The organism is Pseudomonas sp. TE3728 (assembly GCF_056279145.1).
The window spans coordinates 6,688,460-6,703,351 of record NZ_JBWBQT010000001.1; the positions used below are offsets into that span (position 1 = coordinate 6,688,460).

Below are 14,892 nucleotides of genomic sequence, written 5' to 3' on the forward strand. Positions count from 1 at the left end.
CCTTGCAACCGCGCATGAGAGCGAAAAAAACTAATCCCGTGTCAGTTACTTATCAGGAGTCATGCAATGAGCAGTCTTACTTACGTTCAGGAATACAACGCGATTGTCGAGGTGCTTAACCAGTACAACGAAGGTGGCGCGAAGGCCGATAGCGCACTGATGAAGCCCGCCTTCAACGAGCAGGCCACCATGTTTGGCGTCGATGGCGACAAGCTCGTCGGCGGCGCGATCCAGAATCTCTATGACGTCATCGACACCGCGTTCCGTCCGTCCCCGGAAGCCAAAGCCGCCATCGTACGCATCGACATCGTCGGCACGGCTGCCAGTGCGCGGGTCGATACCGACAACGTTTCCGGATTCCGCTTCACCGACTTCTTCAACCTGCTGAAGGTAGAGGGCAAGTGGACCATCGTCAGCAAGATCTACCACACCCATCCGAACGCCTGATCCCTCGTACTCACTGAAAGGAGAGCACCATGTCAAAGAACATCAAGGCAGTACCGACCGCCGAGTACAGCGCCGTCATTGCAGTCGCCAATCAATACGTTGAAGGACTGCGGGCGGGTAGTACGGAAGGTGTCGCGAAGGCATTCCACCAAGACGCGGTGATGTATGGCTTCACTAATGGCCAACTGCTCGGCGGCCCGATCAAAAACCTGTTTGATTTCGTTCAGAAAAACGGCAGTGCCCCCAACATTACGACCCGTCTCGACGTACTGGCGATCACGCCGACGTCCGCTGTTGTGCGTGTTGATATGGAGAAGGATGCGATCGGTGCCGACTACAACGATTACCTGACCCTGATCAAAATCGATGGTGCCTGGAAGGTCATCGCCAAGGTCTATCACCAGTTCGAAGGTTGAGCGTCCACCGGTCCCGGTTGAGGCAGTGCCGGGACCGGAGTTCGTCCATCACCAAGGGGAGAAGCGATCGTGAGTGACGTTTTTATCATCGGCGCGGGCGGACTCGACCAGCGGTATTCGCAATGAAGTTGGTTTTGGTTGGCTCCACTGGGCTTGTAGGGCGAGAGGTGCTGAAACTGGCGCTCGCCGATCCACGTATCAGTCGTGTGGTAGCTCCGGTTCGCCGGGCACTTGTCGCTCATCCCAAGCTGCAGGCGCCTCTGGTCGATTTCGACATTTTGCCCGAAACGGTTGACTGGTGGCAGGCCGATGCCGTGATCTGCACCTTGGGCACAACGATGCGCAGTGCCGGTTCGAGAGACGCCTTTCGACGCGTCGATCTCGAGTACCCGATGCATGTGGCGCGCTTGGCCAAGCGGCATGGCACCTCAGCATATGTACTCAATTCGGCCATCGGGGCGAATCCGACTTCGCGTTTCTTCTACAACCGAGTGAAGGGCGAACTGGAGATGCATCTGGCCGGGCTTGGCTTTGACTCACTCACCTATGTAAGGCCCGGCGTCATCGGTGGGCAGCGGGACGAGTTGCGATTGGGTGAGTGTGCTCTGGTTTGCGCACTTGGCCTGACCGGACGGCTGTTGCCCGCTCGCTGGCGACTTAACCCCGCGTCGCGGATCGCCCGAGCGTTACTCGAGTCCGCCCTTGAGCGCGCGCCGGGCATTCATGTCATCTCCTCCGAACGCTGCATTTGAGTACAGGTTCGGTGGGGGTTTTTAAGCAGGTTTTTTCTAGGAGGAACACAAATGCCGATGGTTGAATTTTCCGCTGTTCTGGACAGTGACGCAGCACACGCGTGGAGCGTGTTGAAGAAGTTTGGCGAGATTCAAAGGTGGCATCCGACGATTGTCGAAAGCGGCATTGAGGACAACCAGCCTGATGGCATGGTGGGTTGCATTCGCAAACTCGTATTGGCCGATGGCGCGGTCGTCAGGGAGCGTTTGTTGTCAGTCGATGACCGCAATCTGACATTCTCATACCGCTTCGAAGAGGCGCCATTACCCTTGGATAATTACGTGGCCACCGTGAAACTGGCGCCCCTGACAGGCCAGTCCAAGGCGTTTATCAGTTGGTCCGCCAGCTTTGAGCTGCGCGAACCGAGTAGGGCAGAACAGTACCAGGAAGTTATTCGGGAGTTGATCGTCGAGGGGCATCACAGCCTCCAGACATTCCTGGGGCAGAGCTGAGCTGAACCAGACAGTGAAGAGCCTTTATTCCTGCACCTAGCGCATTACAATCTCACTGAATTTGACGGTAAGCGTCTCATCATTCCCATCCCGAAACGCCAGTTTGATCGCAGGCGTTTTGCTCAGCTTGCTGTTGCTCTGCTGGAAGATCAGCGTCACTCGGGTAGGTACGTTGCGAATCAGCTGAAAGCGTAGCCGGGCGCTGTCCTCGACCTGGCCCACCCGGATCGACTCGAACTCGAGCGGACCGCCGGACTCGTCAAACAGCCGGGTGCCGTCATCGAAGCGAAAGCTGCGGTCCACGTTCAGGTTGGTCAGTTCAAACGTACAGGTGGGCAAACGGCCGATATTTTCGCAGCCCTCCAATTCGATGCGTACGTTATCCAGCACTTCCATGCGCTTGCCGAGCAGGTTGTTGCCTTCGTTTTCGACGATCTTGGCTTGCAGTTTGGCGAATTCGAAAGAGGGCTTGGCGTATTCGGTGCCGAGGATAAAAAAGCCGAAAGACAAGCCGGCGACCATGAAAAACTGCAGCGTTCCGCGCAGCATCGGTGTGAAGTTACGAATCTGCCAGCCGATTGAAACGGTTCCCAGAAACAGAAAGGTACTCACCAGCAATACCACGTTTTTCCAACTGATGAAGCTGAAGCCGAACACGCTGGGGTCCGGCACCGCATAAGTGATTAACGCCCACATGGCGCCCAGCACGATACTGAGCCCTGCCATGCCGCGGGTGATCAATGAAGTGAATTTCTGAGTGCGGGTAAGCGGTATTGCTGAATCTTGCGGGGATATCACTGTGTTGACTCCTTGTTTCGTAGCCGATCGTCCGTCCTTGAAGGCGACTGTCAGGCTGTAGAATAGAAAACCTTGAAATATCAAGGTCAGGGGCCTGATTGTGGCGGGATGCCATTATCCAGTAATGGCGCTGTGGGTAAAGGCGCGCGGTACGGCTGCACTGGAATAACCAACGATTATTTGCTTAAGTCCAGCTATCGCAGCCACGTCGGTGCGGTACTTCAATTCCTGAAGGGCGCTTCAACCGGAGAATCCCATGCCCCCTCGATTCCCGCGTTTCGCCGCATTGCTCGCCATTCTCCTGGTCGGCACCTTGCCCTGCGCCCACGCCGTCGAATACACCCAGGTGAACACCACCGCCAGCAAGATCTCTTTCACCTATAACCAGTTCGGCTCCAGGGCGTATGGCACCTTCGGCAAGTTCGACGCCACGCTCGATTTCGACACGGCGAACCCCACCGCGGCCCACGCCAAGATGACCATCGACCTTGCCAGCATCGACGCCGGGGGCAGCGACGCCAACAGCGAGCTGCAAAAGCCTGCCTGGTTCAACACGGCGGAGTATCCGGTGGCGACCTTTGAATCAACCGGGGTGAAAGCGCTGGGCGGCCATCGCTACTTGATCACCGGCAATCTCACGCTCAGGGGCATGACGCGTGAGTTGCAGGTCAAGGTATTGCTGAAGCCGGAGAAGGCCATTGGCATCTTCGATGGCGACATCATCGTGAAACGCAGGGACTTCAAGATCGGCGAAGGGGAGTGGGCGGACAATGTTGTCTCCAACGACATCAACATCCGCTTCCGCATCGTCGCGCCCGAGCGTTGATTTCCTGCGAGGGCTCGATCTGTGACAATAGCGGGCTTAACCCGGAGTCTAAAACGCAATGCCCCAGCTCACCCACTTTGCCACCCCATGCCCAGAGCCCATCAACAGCCAGATTCTGCAGATGGTCGTCGACAACCTGACCGACATCAGCATGGTGGGCATCGCGCCGAGCAACCCGTTGTACAACGTCTATCAATACGCGGTGGGCTATGAGGTTCATCTCTACCTCGAAGCGCTCGGCGGCGCCAAAGGCATTGCGGTCGAACTGATCGTCGCCACGGATGATGAAGACCCTGAGCAGGTCATCGGCTTTCTGCTGTACCTGCCGGTCAAGGACGACCCCGAGGCGTGCGGCGTGGCGTACATGGCGGTGCAGGCCAGCCACCGGCGGCGGGGCGTCGCCCGGGCGATGCTGCAAGACATGCTCGATCGCTACCCGCATGCCGAACTGACCTGCACCGTCGCCAAGGTGCCCTGGTTCGAGTCGATGGGCTTCCAGGTGCTGGGCGTGCGTGGCACTCAGGTACTGATGAACACCCGTGATCACGGCACCGAAGGCTTGATGGGCTTACTGGATGTCACATCAATCTACAGTTCTCTGGAGGTGCGGCAGATACATACGTATCTGCTGCACAAACACGGCAAGCGGGCGATGATCGATGCGGAGAAGCAGCGCGACCGGCATCTCGACCAGATGACGCGCAATGCCAAGGCGTTTGTGCTGGATCGTTTGAGCAAAGACGCCGGTCGCGGACCCCGTCCCGTCTAGACTGTTGAGTCCTTTCGGGGCGCGCAGGCTGGTCGAGGCGTGATATTCTGTCGCATTAACTTGGTTTGACTTATTCGGTTCGTACGTCCATAGACGTCCGACAGAATCAATGTCGCTCAAGTAACTGAGCCAATAATGATAAAAAGTCAGTGCACGAGGGACATATAACTGAGGTCGATGGAGACACGTCGGCCTTGTGTGCCCACCTTCAAATCCTTGTAAGTGCAGGAACCCATGGCACGCTGCCTGCGTACCCGTACTCTTGGGTTGCTCATGTTGAGGATTGGAGGCGGATGGCGTTTATCATAGGTGCTACAGATGTTTAAGAAACTGAACACGGCCCTGCTGGGGCTGGCTTTGTCGATGGGGATCACGTCCGTTCACGCGGAAGAGGCAAAGAAAGTCGATGTGCTGCTCATTGGCGGCGGCATCATGAGTGCAACGCTGGGTGTCTGGCTCAATGAGCTGGAACCTGGTCTGTCGATGGAAATGGTCGAACGCCTCGACGGCGTCGCCCAGGAAAGCTCCAACGGCTGGAACAACGCCGGTACCGGTCACTCCGCCCTGGCCGAGTTGAACTACACCCCGGAAGATGACAAGGGCAACGTTCAGATCGCGAAAGCCGTTGAAATCAACGAAGCCTTCCAGATCTCCCGTCAGTTCTGGGCCTGGCAAGTTCAGCAAGGCGTGCTGAAGAACCCGCGTTCGTTCATCAACTCCACTCCGCACATGAGCTTTGTGTGGGGCGATGACAACATCAAGTTCCTGAAGAAACGCTACGAAGCCCTGCAAGCGAGCCCGCTGTTCGCCGGCATGCAGTACTCCGAAGACCCGGCTGTCATCAAGAAGTGGGTTCCGCTGATGATGGAAGGGCGTGACCCGAACCAGAAAGTCGCGGCCACCTGGAGCCCGCTCGGTACCGACATGAACTTTGGCGAGATCACCCGCCAGTTCGTCGCGCACCTGCAAACCACGCCGAAGTTCGACTTGAAACTGTCTAGCGAAGTGCAAGACATCACCAAGAACGAAGACGGCAGCTGGCGCGTCAGCTACAAAAACCTGAAAGACGGCACCAAAACCGAAACCGACGCCAAGTTCGTCTTCATCGGCGCGGGCGGCGGTGCACTGCACCTGCTGCAGAAGTCCGGCATTCCTGAAGCCCAGGAATACGCAGGCTTCCCGGTTGGCGGCTCGTTCCTCGTGACCGAAAACCCGACCATTGCCGAGCAACACCTGGCCAAGGCCTACGGCAAAGCCTCCGTTGGCGCACCGCCCATGTCGGTTCCGCACCTGGACACCCGTGTCCTGGACGGCAAGCGCGTCATCCTGTTTGGCCCATTCGCGACCTTCAGCACCAAGTTCCTCAAAGAAGGCTCGTACCTGGACCTGCTGACCACCACCACCACACACAACGTGTGGCCAATGACCAAGGTCGGCATCAAGGAATACCCGCTGGTCGAGTACCTTGCAGGCCAACTGATGCTGTCTGACGAAGACCGCCTCAACGCCCTGAAAGAATACTTCCCGAACGCCAAAGCCGAAGACTGGCGCCTGTGGCAAGCCGGCCAACGCGTGCAAATCATCAAGCGTGATGAAGCTGCCGGTGGCGTGCTGAAGTTGGGCACCGAAATCGTTGCTTCCGCAGACGGCACCATCGCCGGCCTGCTGGGTGCATCGCCGGGTGCATCGACTGCCGCACCGATCATGCTGACCGTGCTGCAGAAAGTGTTCAAGGACAAGGTTGCCTCGCAAGCCTGGCAGGAAAAGCTGCACCAGATCGTGCCTAGCTATGGCACTCAGCTGAACAGCAACCCTGAGAAAGTGGCTCAAGAGTGGGCTTACACCTCCAAGGTGCTGGAGCTGACTCCGCCGCCGGCGATTGGTCAGGTGGCGGCTACGGCTGCTGCTCCGGCTGCTCCGGCCAAGGCGCCGAAGGCTAATGCTGCGACGGATATGGCTTTGTAAGTAGAAGCGTAATCGCAAAGCCCACTGGATCGGTGACGGTCAGTGGGCTTTTTTGTGGGGGAGTGTTTTCTGCAAGGGGCAGATTCATCTCGTTTCACGTGTCAGCGTTCGGGCCGCAAGCGGTTAGTCATGAACGTTCCGCTATCAGCCATGAGCGGCCACTCGAACACATCACCTGATCGGCTGTTTTGTAGGACCAAGCAGTCACCGATGTTCCGCTGCCAACATTGACCTGAACTGAGAAATGATCTCTGAAGATAGCCCGGCACCTTCGAACACTGCGCAGGTGAAGCTAACGGGTGCAGGGCCTGGAGCAGTTATGATGCGGTCTGCAACCACAGCCACTGGACTGCTTCGATAAAGCGTGCGCCCCTCATAACCTACGGCATTCTGTTGTAAGAAGTCAGCGCTGTTCGAGGTATGAGGAACCGTGTCGAGAAGCCCGGCCCTCGCAAGTGCCAGCGTTCCCCCACAGATACCGGCAATTGTCGCTCCACTTGAACGACTAGCATGAAGAAAGTCTCGAATATCCGGTGCTTCTGCACGTTCCCAGACCATTCCTCCAATGACGACAACAACGTCCGGTTTCCAGTCCAGACATTGTTGCAAACTGCTATCAACCGTTACAGCCAATCCACCCTGTGAGCGGAACTGCCCCATAGCAGAAGCGAAAAACCTGACGTCGATCCCGTAAAACGGGGAGGCAGTTCCAGCAATGAAAGCATATACCCAGTCCGCAAAGCCGGGTGTCAGTATCAATCCCACGCGTGCCATCAGTCAGAATCCTCCATGAATGCCAATAACATATGGCGACAACAAACATACATCAAGGGCTGCTTTGGGTGGTGGATTCAACCGGTCGCAAAGGGCTGCAATCGACCCAAAGTGGAGATCGACCCAGTCTTGAGCCGATCTATCAATGCCGGTTAGAAACGCCAGTCCTCAGCATGCACTACACGACAGAATGGGCCGCCCAGGGTTGCGTTGTGATGAGCGACGATATTTTCGGCCTTCAACGCAGGAGTGTCGGCGCAAGTATGACCATCGGCGATCAGCACCGCATCGAATCCAAGATCTCGTGCAGCGCGACAGGTACTGTCGACACAATACTGGGTCTTCATTCCGGCAATAACCACGCCCTGAGATCCACAAGCTTTTAACCGATCGGCCAGATCAGTCATGTAGAAAGCGTTGGGTCGGCTTTTTTCGAAGATCACCTCGTCGCCTTCCAGTAACAGTTCCTGCACCAGTTGCGTCAACGGGCTCCCAGGTTCGATAGGCGAGCCAGGCGGACCTACGTGGCGAGCAAGAAAAATAGGCGCGCCTGCCCTGCGGGCTTTGCTCAACAGGCTGTTCAAAGTATTCAGCAGCGCTTCGCCATCCCATGGTTTATCCGGGCCATGAAACAATCCAACCTGCATATCGAGAATCAACAGTGCATGCATAGTGCTTTTCCTTGCGTTTGGACCAACGACACAAGGGCAAAAGAAAAGGCCCTATCCATCGCTGGCGGGCCTTTGAAGTTCGTGCGTTATTGGTTCACGACACCTCTCACGACCCGCCTCGGGCGGTCGTGGTAGTGGTGGTCGAGGCAATGCGTAACTGATTCATAAAGTCGACAGTAGCCGCACGGTGCCTGGTTGGCAAGGGGACATGACCTGCACAACGGCTACTTCTTATATTGATCGTTGGGGGCCGATTCTGGCCGAGGGCAGCCGTTGAGAGTCGATTTAATTTGGAGTGTCTATCCCTTGGATTTCGGATGGACTTATAAGAACGAATGGTTGAGGCAGCAACCGGCGAAGCTGTCCCGATTCTCCTCTAGCGCTACGCCAGTCTATCCAGCTCCGCCAGCAATTCAGGCGTAATCACCAACTCACTGGCGCTAAGGTTTTCCTGCAAGTGGGTTTCGCGAAGGGGCGCGGCTCAGCGGAAAATCCGCCTCCAGCCTCAGTGATGTGGTGCGGCGTATGGAGGCCGGGCTAGGTGTGCGCCTGCTTAACCGCACCACACGCAGCGTAAAACCCACCGAAGCCGGTGCGCGATTGATGGAGCGCATCGTGCCGGCGCTGGGCGAAGTGGAGTCGGCACTGGATGTAGTCAACGACTTCCGAGACCGCCCCTCCGGCACCTTGAAACTCAACGTGCCCTTGAGCGCGGCGCGGCTAGTGCTGCCATCGATCATCGTCCCGTTCCTGCAAACCTACCCTGACATTCGTCTTGAAGTAATCGCCGAGGAAAGCTTTGTTGATGTACTGGCGGCCGGTTGCGATGCCGGTATTCGCTACGACGAACGCTTGGAACAGGACATGATCGCCGTACCCATTGGTCCGCGCCGGCAACGTTGCGCCACAGCTGCTTCGGGCCTACCTCAACGCTCGCGGTCGCCCGCAGCACCCGCGGGACCTGTTGCATCACGCCTGTCTGCGCGGCAAGTTTCCCAGCGGAGCGATGCCGTTGTGGGATTATGAACGCAACGGCGAAACCATCAGCCTCGATCCCACCGGGCCGTTGGTAGTGCGTATCGGTGGTGCTGCCGACCTTGCGGTACAAGCAGCAGTCGACGGCTTGGGTATCATCCACCTATTTGAAGACTGGATACGCAAGCGGAGCATTGGAACCGGTGCTCGAACCTTGGTGGCAAAGTTTCTCCGGCCCTTTCTCTACTATCCCGGCCGCCGCTACCTGCCCTCACCGCTGAGAGCGTTTGTAGACTTCATCAAAGCGTCGGGAAACCTTTAGCGTGAAGGATGAAGTATTGGTTTGAAGGCATCGTAAAAAAAACCGCCTACGCGGCGGTTAAAGGGACATGAACACAGGCTCAGGAGGTCCAGCACTGTGTGAATGTACGCAGTGCTGACCAAGCAGAGGCTCAGCGTTGCAGCATCAGGTAAACACCGCAAGCCAGCGTGAGGAGTCCTGCCGGGATAGCCGCCAGGGAAATGATGTCGATTAGTCTGGATTGACGGATCACATCCGACAGGTCGTCGTTTTCCGCTGCGGCACGGCGCTTCAGAACCGGCACCAGACAAAGCAGATTGCCGATAACCGCGATGCCGCCGGCAAACACCTTCAGGGCATAGATTCCATCGAAGCGTGAAGGCTCGATAAGCAATATCCCGGTCACCAGCACCACGCTGAAGGCCGGCATCTCAAAAAACAAATCAATCTTGCGATGCAGCCTGGCGACGGTGAACCCTTGGCTGCGGCTCTGCGCACGACTTCGCTCGATCAGGTACTCGACCGCGACGACACCCAGCCAGAAGGCCACGGCGAACAGGTGCAGCTGAAGCAGGATGTCGAATCGCATGGTCACCTCAGTCCCTGACCAGGCCAGGTGTTTTGGCCATGGTTTTGGTGGACCGGTCGGGGTGGTCGCGCTCCAGGAATTGGCGCAACCCCTCACGAGTTTCTTCTTTATGTATGGAGCGGTTGAAGCATTGCGCCTCGATGCGCAAGCCTTCCGCCAAGGGCTGGCCGTAGCCCCGGACAGCCGCCTCCTTGTCCGAGCGTATGGCAGGTTGGGGCAGGCTGCAGAGAAACTGTGCCAATTCCATCGCTCGTGGCAGCGACTGCCCTGTGGGGACTACCTCATTGGCCAGGCCAATGCTGAGGGCTTCTGCAGCGCAGATGACTTTACCCGTGAGTATCAGCTCCATCGCCCGGCCCATTCCCACTATTCGTGGCAGACGCTGGCTGCCTCCATCGGCGAGACCGATATTCCAACGCCGACAGGTCACGCCAAAGGAGGCGTGTTCTTCGGCAATGCGCATGTCGGCAAAGCACGCCCATTCCAGGCCACCGGCATAGGCTGCACCGTTTACTGCAGCAATCACCGGTTTGTAGATATCGGTCCAGCGGCTGGGTCCGAGAATGCCTGGACGTTCACCGCGGTCGTGTGCGGCAATCTCGTCCGGGCTACTGGGTACCAAGTCAAAACCTGCTTCAAGATCACCACCGGCACAGAACGCCTTGTCGCCGGCACCGGTGATGATGGCGACCAGAGCCTCGGGATCGTCCCGAAAGCGGGTCCAGGCTTCCACCAGTTCCAGGTGGGTGGTGGGGCCGATGCAGTTGCGCTTCTCCGGGCGATTGAAGCGGATGACTCTTATCGGGCCATGCACTTCGTATTCGATCTCAAGAAAGGCCATAACGGGTAGTCCTCTTGTTGTTTTCAGCCGTTGGGATGGGTCAATGCCACGTCACGTTTTGACCGAGAGGAAAGCGTAATCGGGGATTACGAATCGCACGCTCTCCCGGCATTCCCACCGCCAGTAGCATGATGGGAATAGCGCCTTTAGAAAGGGGCAATACCTTGTGCAAGCGCTTCACATCGAAGCCCTCCATGGGGCAGGTGCTGTAGCCGTGGCTCTGGAATGCCAGCATCAGGTTCTGTGCCGCCAGCGCTGTCGATTTCACCGCCCAGAGTTGCATTTGCGCCAGACTGTTGGGGGTGCGCATGATGGGCCGCTTGTAACCGAGCAGCCTTACCATCTGGCGTTTGATAAAACCACGCCAGCCCATCCAGCCCTGGTTGTACTGGTAGGGAGCCGCTCTCTTGTAGAACTGATCAATGACTCTGGGCACCGCAGGTTCAGGCCATAGTTTGAGGACGTCCGCACAGGCCTGCTCCCAAGCGTCCGTTCGCGCCAGAACAGCAATGATCAAAGGTGCCTTCGCGGCACTTTGTCCAAGGCAAACCGACTGCAGTTGTTGGAGACAGGCTGGATCACGCACTACTTGGAAAGACCATGGCTGCAGGTTGCAGGAACTGGGGGCCAGCGTCGCAAGTTCCAGACAGTCTCGGATGATCGCTTCGGGGACTGTTTCAGCCGTGAACTGGCGTGCAGCTCGCCGGCTTTCCACCAAGGTGCGAAATGTCGTTGCGGACTCCGAAAATTTGGAATGAGGTGCCAGTGAATTCATGTTTTCAGGCCTCGGCCAGACAGTGCTGAGTCGCCGCTGCGGATTTTTGAGCGGCGAGCCAGTCGAGTACTTCGTTCCAAATCGGCATGGCAGATGGGCGGAAGTAGCCCATGTGACCGATCGGGCTCTTCCTTGATTCGGGCTGCAGATCCCGTGTGTGTATTGCAGCATTGCAATAGCCTTTGACAAACGCATCGCGTGACGCTGGCGGGGCCCACGGGTCATCTACGGCGTTGGAGAACACACAGGGTATGCGCACCTCTGCATAGAGTTGTGCGATAGCAGCCATTGACGGGTCGTCGAAGAAGTAATGAGGGTAGGCGCACCAGCGTCGCCAATCTTCGTAGACCCCGAGTGGCAGGTCATCACCCATTCCCAGCAGACTCCAGGCCATATAGCCCTTGCGCGCGACGATCAGCGGCAAAATGACCGACCACAGCAAGCGAACCTTGAAGGCCTCGAATTTGGGCATCCACCCAGTCCATCCGGCACCGGTACCGAAGCAGTAGGCTGCAGTGATCTTATGATGGTTCGGCAGCAGACCCAGAGCATGCCCACCAAAGGAGTGACCGATCCAGTACAGGGGAGTCGTACCATCGTCCATGTGTTCGACGGCGGCCGCCAGATCGAGAAATCCCCAATCCAGATATGACATCTCGAAACCTTTGAGGCGTTTGGGCCTGGACTTTCCAATACCTCGGTAATCGACCGTCATGACGTTGAAGCCCTGCTTGCTGGCGTGCTCGGCAAAGCGGCGATAGAAGCGCTGTTGTACACCCGTTGCGCCCGCCATGATGAGGTTGCCCTTCAATGCCCCTTGTGCTGAATAGCGCATGGCGGCGAGGCGGTAGCCGTCGTCGGCCACTAGCGTGAGCTGATCAATCACCGAGAAAACTCCTGCGGTTTTGCACCGACCAGTTCTTTGCACAGAATCTTGCCGACATTGCACTTGGGCAAGTCGTCCAGGAAGATGATGCGACGAGGACGTTTGTAGCTGACCAGATGCTTTTCGCAGTGTGCAATCACGTGGATCTCCTCCAGATTGGGTTGGCGACGAACGACGTAGGCGATGGGTATCTCCCCGGCCTTCTCGTCAGGGGCCGACACGACCGCCGACTCCATCACCCCTGGGTGAGCGTTCAGAACTCGCTCGATCTCCGAGGGGAAGACTTTGAATCCCGAGGAAATGATCATTTCCTTCTTGCGGTCGACCAGGCGCAGATAGAGGCAACAGCTCTGAAAGTTGAAGAACCTTGCGAGCGAGGAGGTTGAACTCCTCCAATGGTGCTTGGCACTTCAGCATTTCTTGCCCCTGACTTATCCGTTAACGGCCTTTGAATACCGGTGCACGTTTCTGCATCATCGCCATGACGCCTTCACGCACGTCTTCGCTCTTGATCAGCGTGAACAGCAGTTCGTTGAGCTTGGAGAGCGCAGCGGCATCACCTTCATCGCGCGCCTGGAAAGCCGACTGCAGCGTGGCCTTGATTGCCAGCGGTGCCGCTTTGGCGATGCTCTCGGCATATTCGATGGCGCGCACCCGCTCTTGGCCGGGCTCAACGACCTCGGTCAGCAAACGCATGGCCAACGCCTCGTCAGCCCCAAACTCTTCGCCGGTCAACATGTAGCGCATGGCATTGGTCCAGCCTGCGGCCTGGGTAAAGCGCACGGTGGAGCCACCGGACGGCGGAATGCCGCGCAGTACTTCCAGGTGGGCGAAGCGGGTATTGCTGGCAGCAATCGCGATGTCGGCGTTGAGCACCAGTTCGATGCCGGCGGTCCAGCAAGTGCCTTGCACGGCGAGTACCACCGGCTTAGTGCGACGCGGTTTCGAGACGCCCCATGGATCGATGCCTTCATCCGGATATTTGAAGCCACCCGACGCCAGCTTCGGCGTCAGCTCCATCAGATCGAGTCCCGCTGTGAAGTGCGCACCGTGAGCGAACACGACGGCGCAACGCATCTCATCGTTGCGTTCGTATTCGCCCAAGGCCAGAGCCAGGTCGTTCAACATGACACTATCGAAAGCATTACGTTTGCCAGCCCGGTCCAGGCCGATAAGGAACAGATGATCACGCTGCTCTCGGGTGACGCGACCCGGACCGCTGTTTGCTTCGCTCATTGGAGGCATCTCCTGGTTGTATGAGAGGGTGTTGCCTGTTTTTTCAGGCAAGCCTAGTAACCTACCGAACGTTCGGTTACTAGAAACTAAACAAACATTCGGTAACCGTCAAATTGAGACGCCAACGCTTATGACGTAGAATCAATCTGCATGATTTAGAGTAGGAGTTGCCCGTGCGACCACTGAAAATTCCACGCGATGAGCTTCTGCAGCGCTGCGCCAACACCTTCAAACGTTTTGGCTACCACGGCACCACTATGGATGTGTTGTCGTCTGCCTGCGGCCTGACCAAGGCGTCTTTCTATCACCACTATCCCAACAAGGAAGCGCTCCTGCGGGACGTGCTGGACTGGACGCACGAGCGATTGAAACAGACGCTGTTCTCCATCGCGTTCGATGAAAGCCTGGATGTGCAAGAACGACTCACACGCATGGGGCGCAAGGCCAAGAGGCTCTTTCAAGACGACTCTATTGGTTGTCTCATGGGTGTCGTTGCGGTCGATGCCACTTATGGAAAGACAGAGCTGATGGGACCGATCCGGCGCTTTCTGGATGACTGGACTGCGGCGTTCGCCCAGCTCTATAGCGTCGCCCACAGTCAAGCTGAGGCGCAAAGCTTGGCGCGGCAACTCGTAGCCGATTTTGAGGGGGCAATTTTGCTGGCTCGGATCTACGGTGATCCGAGTTACATCGATGCAGTGACCGCCCGTGGGCTCCATCAGTTGGAGCCCGTTGGCGCTGGTGTCTAGGCTAGCTCCCGCTCAAAACTCTGCTTAAGCTCCTGCCAGATGAGATCGAGCGGCGTCGCGCTACGCGCAGCTCTGCAGAGAGCCACGGACCCCTCGATAGAAGCAATTGCCAACAGTGCAAGACTATGCGAGCGGACGGCAGTCACTCCAGCCTGCTGTAGAGCTCTGGCAACGATTTCTCTCCATTCCCCGAAGATTGCATTGGCCTGATCCAGAAGCTGCTGCTGGATCTGCGCTTCCAACTCGGGAGCAGACTCGCCGCGCTGGTCGGACGTGTACTGCTCAACCGCTACGGCCAACACCGCACAGCCAGCCTGGAAGGCTGTCTCTTCAAGCATTTTCCGCCATGAAGCAACGAATAATTCCATACCTTTCACTGGCCCATGTTTGCTCAAAAGCAGTGTTAGCGGCTCGCTGACTTCCCGGCCGGCATGTTCAACAGCAGCTTCAAGTAATTGGCGCTTACCGCCGGGGAAATGGTGGGCGATGGACCCGCGAGGGGTGTTCGAGTGGCGCACAACCTCACGCATGCTGGTCGCTGTCATGCCCTTACGGCGCAGCAGATCCGCTGCCCCCACGATCATTCGGTCACGCGTAGAAGTGCTCATCTAAAAATTATGCCATCCGTCA

The 14,892-nt window shown here is 57.4% G+C and carries 18 protein-coding genes and 1 pseudogene; 9 read left to right on the forward strand and 10 right to left on the reverse strand.

The genetic code is table 11. The annotated features are described in order from the left end of the window. Positions 1-66 precede the first annotated feature (66 nt). From ACZ89R_RS29775 to ACZ89R_RS29790, 4 genes are all read left to right on the forward strand, one after another. Positions 67-447: a nuclear transport factor 2 family protein gene (locus ACZ89R_RS29775; RefSeq protein ID WP_429547236.1), complete on the forward strand. Its 381-nt coding sequence runs from the start codon at positions 67-69 to the stop codon at positions 445-447. A gap of 29 nt (positions 448-476) precedes the next feature. Next, positions 477-863: a nuclear transport factor 2 family protein gene (locus ACZ89R_RS29780; RefSeq protein WP_429547235.1), complete on the forward strand. Its 387-nt coding sequence runs from the start codon at positions 477-479 to the stop codon at positions 861-863. 122 nt (positions 864-985) lie between these two features. Next, positions 986-1,615 carry a Rossmann-fold NAD(P)-binding domain-containing protein gene (locus ACZ89R_RS29785; RefSeq protein WP_429547234.1) on the forward strand — a complete coding sequence of 210 codons (630 nt, stop codon included), beginning with the start codon at positions 986-988 and terminating at the stop codon, positions 1,613-1,615. A 51-nt stretch (positions 1,616-1,666) separates the two neighbouring features. Next, complete coding sequence (locus tag ACZ89R_RS29790; protein WP_429547233.1) at positions 1,667-2,107, forward strand: SRPBCC family protein; 441 nt, start codon at positions 1,667-1,669, stop codon at positions 2,105-2,107. 36 nt (positions 2,108-2,143) lie between these two features. Here the strand turns inward: ACZ89R_RS29790 and ACZ89R_RS29795 are convergent, their stop codons facing one another. Then, entirely contained in the window at positions 2,144-2,905 is a 762-nt protein-coding gene (locus tag ACZ89R_RS29795; RefSeq protein WP_429547232.1) for a hypothetical protein, read from the reverse strand. 256 nt (positions 2,906-3,161) lie between these two features. On the opposite strand from ACZ89R_RS29795, the gene ACZ89R_RS29800 reads away from it, so the two are divergent. The 3 genes from ACZ89R_RS29800 to mqo all read left to right on the forward strand — a co-directional run bounded on the left by ACZ89R_RS29800 (position 3,162) and on the right by mqo (position 6,465). After that, positions 3,162-3,731 (forward strand): YceI family protein, encoded by a 570-nt coding sequence (locus ACZ89R_RS29800; RefSeq protein ID WP_429547231.1) that lies wholly within the window; start codon positions 3,162-3,164, stop codon positions 3,729-3,731. A 58-nt stretch (positions 3,732-3,789) separates the two neighbouring features. After that, a complete protein-coding gene (locus ACZ89R_RS29805) occupies positions 3,790-4,500 on the forward strand; it encodes a GNAT family N-acetyltransferase (protein WP_429547230.1) in 711 nt (236 codons plus the stop codon). A gap of 318 nt (positions 4,501-4,818) precedes the next feature. Continuing rightward, positions 4,819-6,465 carry a malate dehydrogenase (quinone) gene (gene mqo / locus ACZ89R_RS29810; protein WP_429547229.1) on the forward strand — a complete coding sequence of 549 codons (1,647 nt, stop codon included), beginning with the start codon at positions 4,819-4,821 and terminating at the stop codon, positions 6,463-6,465. Positions 6,466-6,669: 204 nt separating this feature from the next. Here the strand turns inward: mqo and ACZ89R_RS29815 are convergent, their stop codons facing one another. Beyond that, the gene (locus ACZ89R_RS29815; RefSeq protein ID WP_429547228.1) at positions 6,670-7,239 is read right to left on the reverse strand and encodes a DJ-1/PfpI family protein; all 570 of its coding nucleotides are present in this window, start codon (positions 7,237-7,239) and stop codon (positions 6,670-6,672) included. Positions 7,240-7,391: 152 nt separating this feature from the next. Next, positions 7,392-7,910: an isochorismatase family protein gene (locus tag ACZ89R_RS29820; RefSeq protein WP_429547227.1), complete on the reverse strand. Its 519-nt coding sequence runs from the start codon at positions 7,908-7,910 to the stop codon at positions 7,392-7,394. A 453-nt stretch (positions 7,911-8,363) separates the two neighbouring features. On the opposite strand from ACZ89R_RS29820, the pseudogene ACZ89R_RS29825 reads away from it, so the two are divergent. After that, a pseudogene (locus tag ACZ89R_RS29825) lies at positions 8,364-9,207 on the forward strand (LysR family transcriptional regulator); the annotation flags it as partial. 130 nt (positions 9,208-9,337) lie between these two features. On the opposite strand, the gene ACZ89R_RS29830 reads toward ACZ89R_RS29825, so the two are convergent. The 6 genes from ACZ89R_RS29830 to ACZ89R_RS29855 all read right to left on the reverse strand — a co-directional run bounded on the left by ACZ89R_RS29830 (position 9,338) and on the right by ACZ89R_RS29855 (position 13,513). Continuing rightward, entirely contained in the window at positions 9,338-9,775 is a 438-nt protein-coding gene (locus ACZ89R_RS29830; RefSeq protein WP_429547226.1) for a hypothetical protein, read from the reverse strand. Positions 9,776-9,782: 7 nt separating this feature from the next. Beyond that, entirely contained in the window at positions 9,783-10,616 is an 834-nt protein-coding gene (locus tag ACZ89R_RS29835; protein WP_429547225.1) for an enoyl-CoA hydratase/isomerase family protein, read from the reverse strand. 40 nt (positions 10,617-10,656) lie between these two features. Then, positions 10,657-11,391 (reverse strand): nitroreductase family protein, encoded by a 735-nt coding sequence (locus tag ACZ89R_RS29840; RefSeq protein WP_429547224.1) that lies wholly within the window; start codon positions 11,389-11,391, stop codon positions 10,657-10,659. A gap of 4 nt (positions 11,392-11,395) precedes the next feature. Next, a complete protein-coding gene (locus tag ACZ89R_RS29845; RefSeq protein WP_429547930.1) occupies positions 11,396-12,226 on the reverse strand; it encodes an alpha/beta hydrolase family protein in 831 nt (276 codons plus the stop codon). Between the two features lie 47 nt (positions 12,227-12,273). Continuing rightward, positions 12,274-12,585 carry an AMP-binding enzyme gene (locus ACZ89R_RS29850; protein ID WP_429547223.1) on the reverse strand — a complete coding sequence of 104 codons (312 nt, stop codon included), beginning with the start codon at positions 12,583-12,585 and terminating at the stop codon, positions 12,274-12,276. Positions 12,586-12,715: 130 nt separating this feature from the next. Continuing rightward, entirely contained in the window at positions 12,716-13,513 is a 798-nt protein-coding gene (locus ACZ89R_RS29855) for a crotonase/enoyl-CoA hydratase family protein (protein ID WP_429547222.1), read from the reverse strand. 173 nt (positions 13,514-13,686) lie between these two features. Here ACZ89R_RS29855 and ACZ89R_RS29860 point away from each other — a divergent pair, with 173 nt between their 5' ends. Beyond that, the gene (locus tag ACZ89R_RS29860) at positions 13,687-14,262 is read left to right on the forward strand and encodes a TetR/AcrR family transcriptional regulator (RefSeq protein WP_429547221.1); all 576 of its coding nucleotides are present in this window, start codon (positions 13,687-13,689) and stop codon (positions 14,260-14,262) included. Here ACZ89R_RS29860 and ACZ89R_RS29865 read toward each other — a convergent pair. Next, positions 14,259-14,870, reverse strand: a complete 612-nt coding sequence (locus ACZ89R_RS29865; RefSeq protein ID WP_429547220.1) for a TetR/AcrR family transcriptional regulator — start codon at positions 14,868-14,870, stop codon at positions 14,259-14,261. The genes ACZ89R_RS29860 and ACZ89R_RS29865 overlap by 4 nt on opposite strands. Positions 14,871-14,892: the final 22 nt, after the last annotated feature.

Excerpts from the sequence above, each read along its gene's own strand:
- ACZ89R_RS29835 (WP_429547225.1), bottom strand. The coding sequence starts at position 10,616 with ATGGCCTTTCTTGAGATCGAATACGAAGTGCATGGCCCGATAAGAGTC.
- ACZ89R_RS29865 (WP_429547220.1), bottom strand. The coding sequence starts at position 14,870 with ATGAGCACTTCTACGCGTGACCGAATGATCGTGGGGGCAGCGGATCTG.
- ACZ89R_RS29830 (WP_429547226.1), bottom strand. The coding sequence starts at position 9,775 with ATGCGATTCGACATCCTGCTTCAGCTGCACCTGTTCGCCGTGGCCTTC.
- ACZ89R_RS29820 (WP_429547227.1), bottom strand. The coding sequence starts at position 7,910 with ATGCATGCACTGTTGATTCTCGATATGCAGGTTGGATTGTTTCATGGC.
- ACZ89R_RS29785 (WP_429547234.1), top strand. The coding sequence starts at position 986 with ATGAAGTTGGTTTTGGTTGGCTCCACTGGGCTTGTAGGGCGAGAGGTG.
- ACZ89R_RS29805 (WP_429547230.1), top strand. The coding sequence starts at position 3,790 with ATGCCCCAGCTCACCCACTTTGCCACCCCATGCCCAGAGCCCATCAAC.
- mqo (WP_429547229.1), top strand. The coding sequence starts at position 4,819 with ATGTTTAAGAAACTGAACACGGCCCTGCTGGGGCTGGCTTTGTCGATG.
- ACZ89R_RS29800 (WP_429547231.1), top strand. The coding sequence starts at position 3,162 with ATGCCCCCTCGATTCCCGCGTTTCGCCGCATTGCTCGCCATTCTCCTG.
- ACZ89R_RS29850 (WP_429547223.1), bottom strand. The coding sequence starts at position 12,585 with ATGATCATTTCCTCGGGATTCAAAGTCTTCCCCTCGGAGATCGAGCGA.
- ACZ89R_RS29815 (WP_429547228.1), bottom strand. The coding sequence starts at position 7,239 with ATGGCACGCGTGGGATTGATACTGACACCCGGCTTTGCGGACTGGGTA.
- ACZ89R_RS29780 (WP_429547235.1), top strand. The coding sequence starts at position 477 with ATGTCAAAGAACATCAAGGCAGTACCGACCGCCGAGTACAGCGCCGTC.
- ACZ89R_RS29790 (WP_429547233.1), top strand. The coding sequence starts at position 1,667 with ATGCCGATGGTTGAATTTTCCGCTGTTCTGGACAGTGACGCAGCACAC.
- ACZ89R_RS29840 (WP_429547224.1), bottom strand. The coding sequence starts at position 11,391 with ATGAATTCACTGGCACCTCATTCCAAATTTTCGGAGTCCGCAACGACA.
- ACZ89R_RS29775 (WP_429547236.1), top strand. The coding sequence starts at position 67 with ATGAGCAGTCTTACTTACGTTCAGGAATACAACGCGATTGTCGAGGTG.
- ACZ89R_RS29845 (WP_429547930.1), bottom strand. The coding sequence starts at position 12,226 with ATGCGCTATTCAGCACAAGGGGCATTGAAGGGCAACCTCATCATGGCG.
- ACZ89R_RS29855 (WP_429547222.1), bottom strand. The coding sequence starts at position 13,513 with ATGAGCGAAGCAAACAGCGGTCCGGGTCGCGTCACCCGAGAGCAGCGT.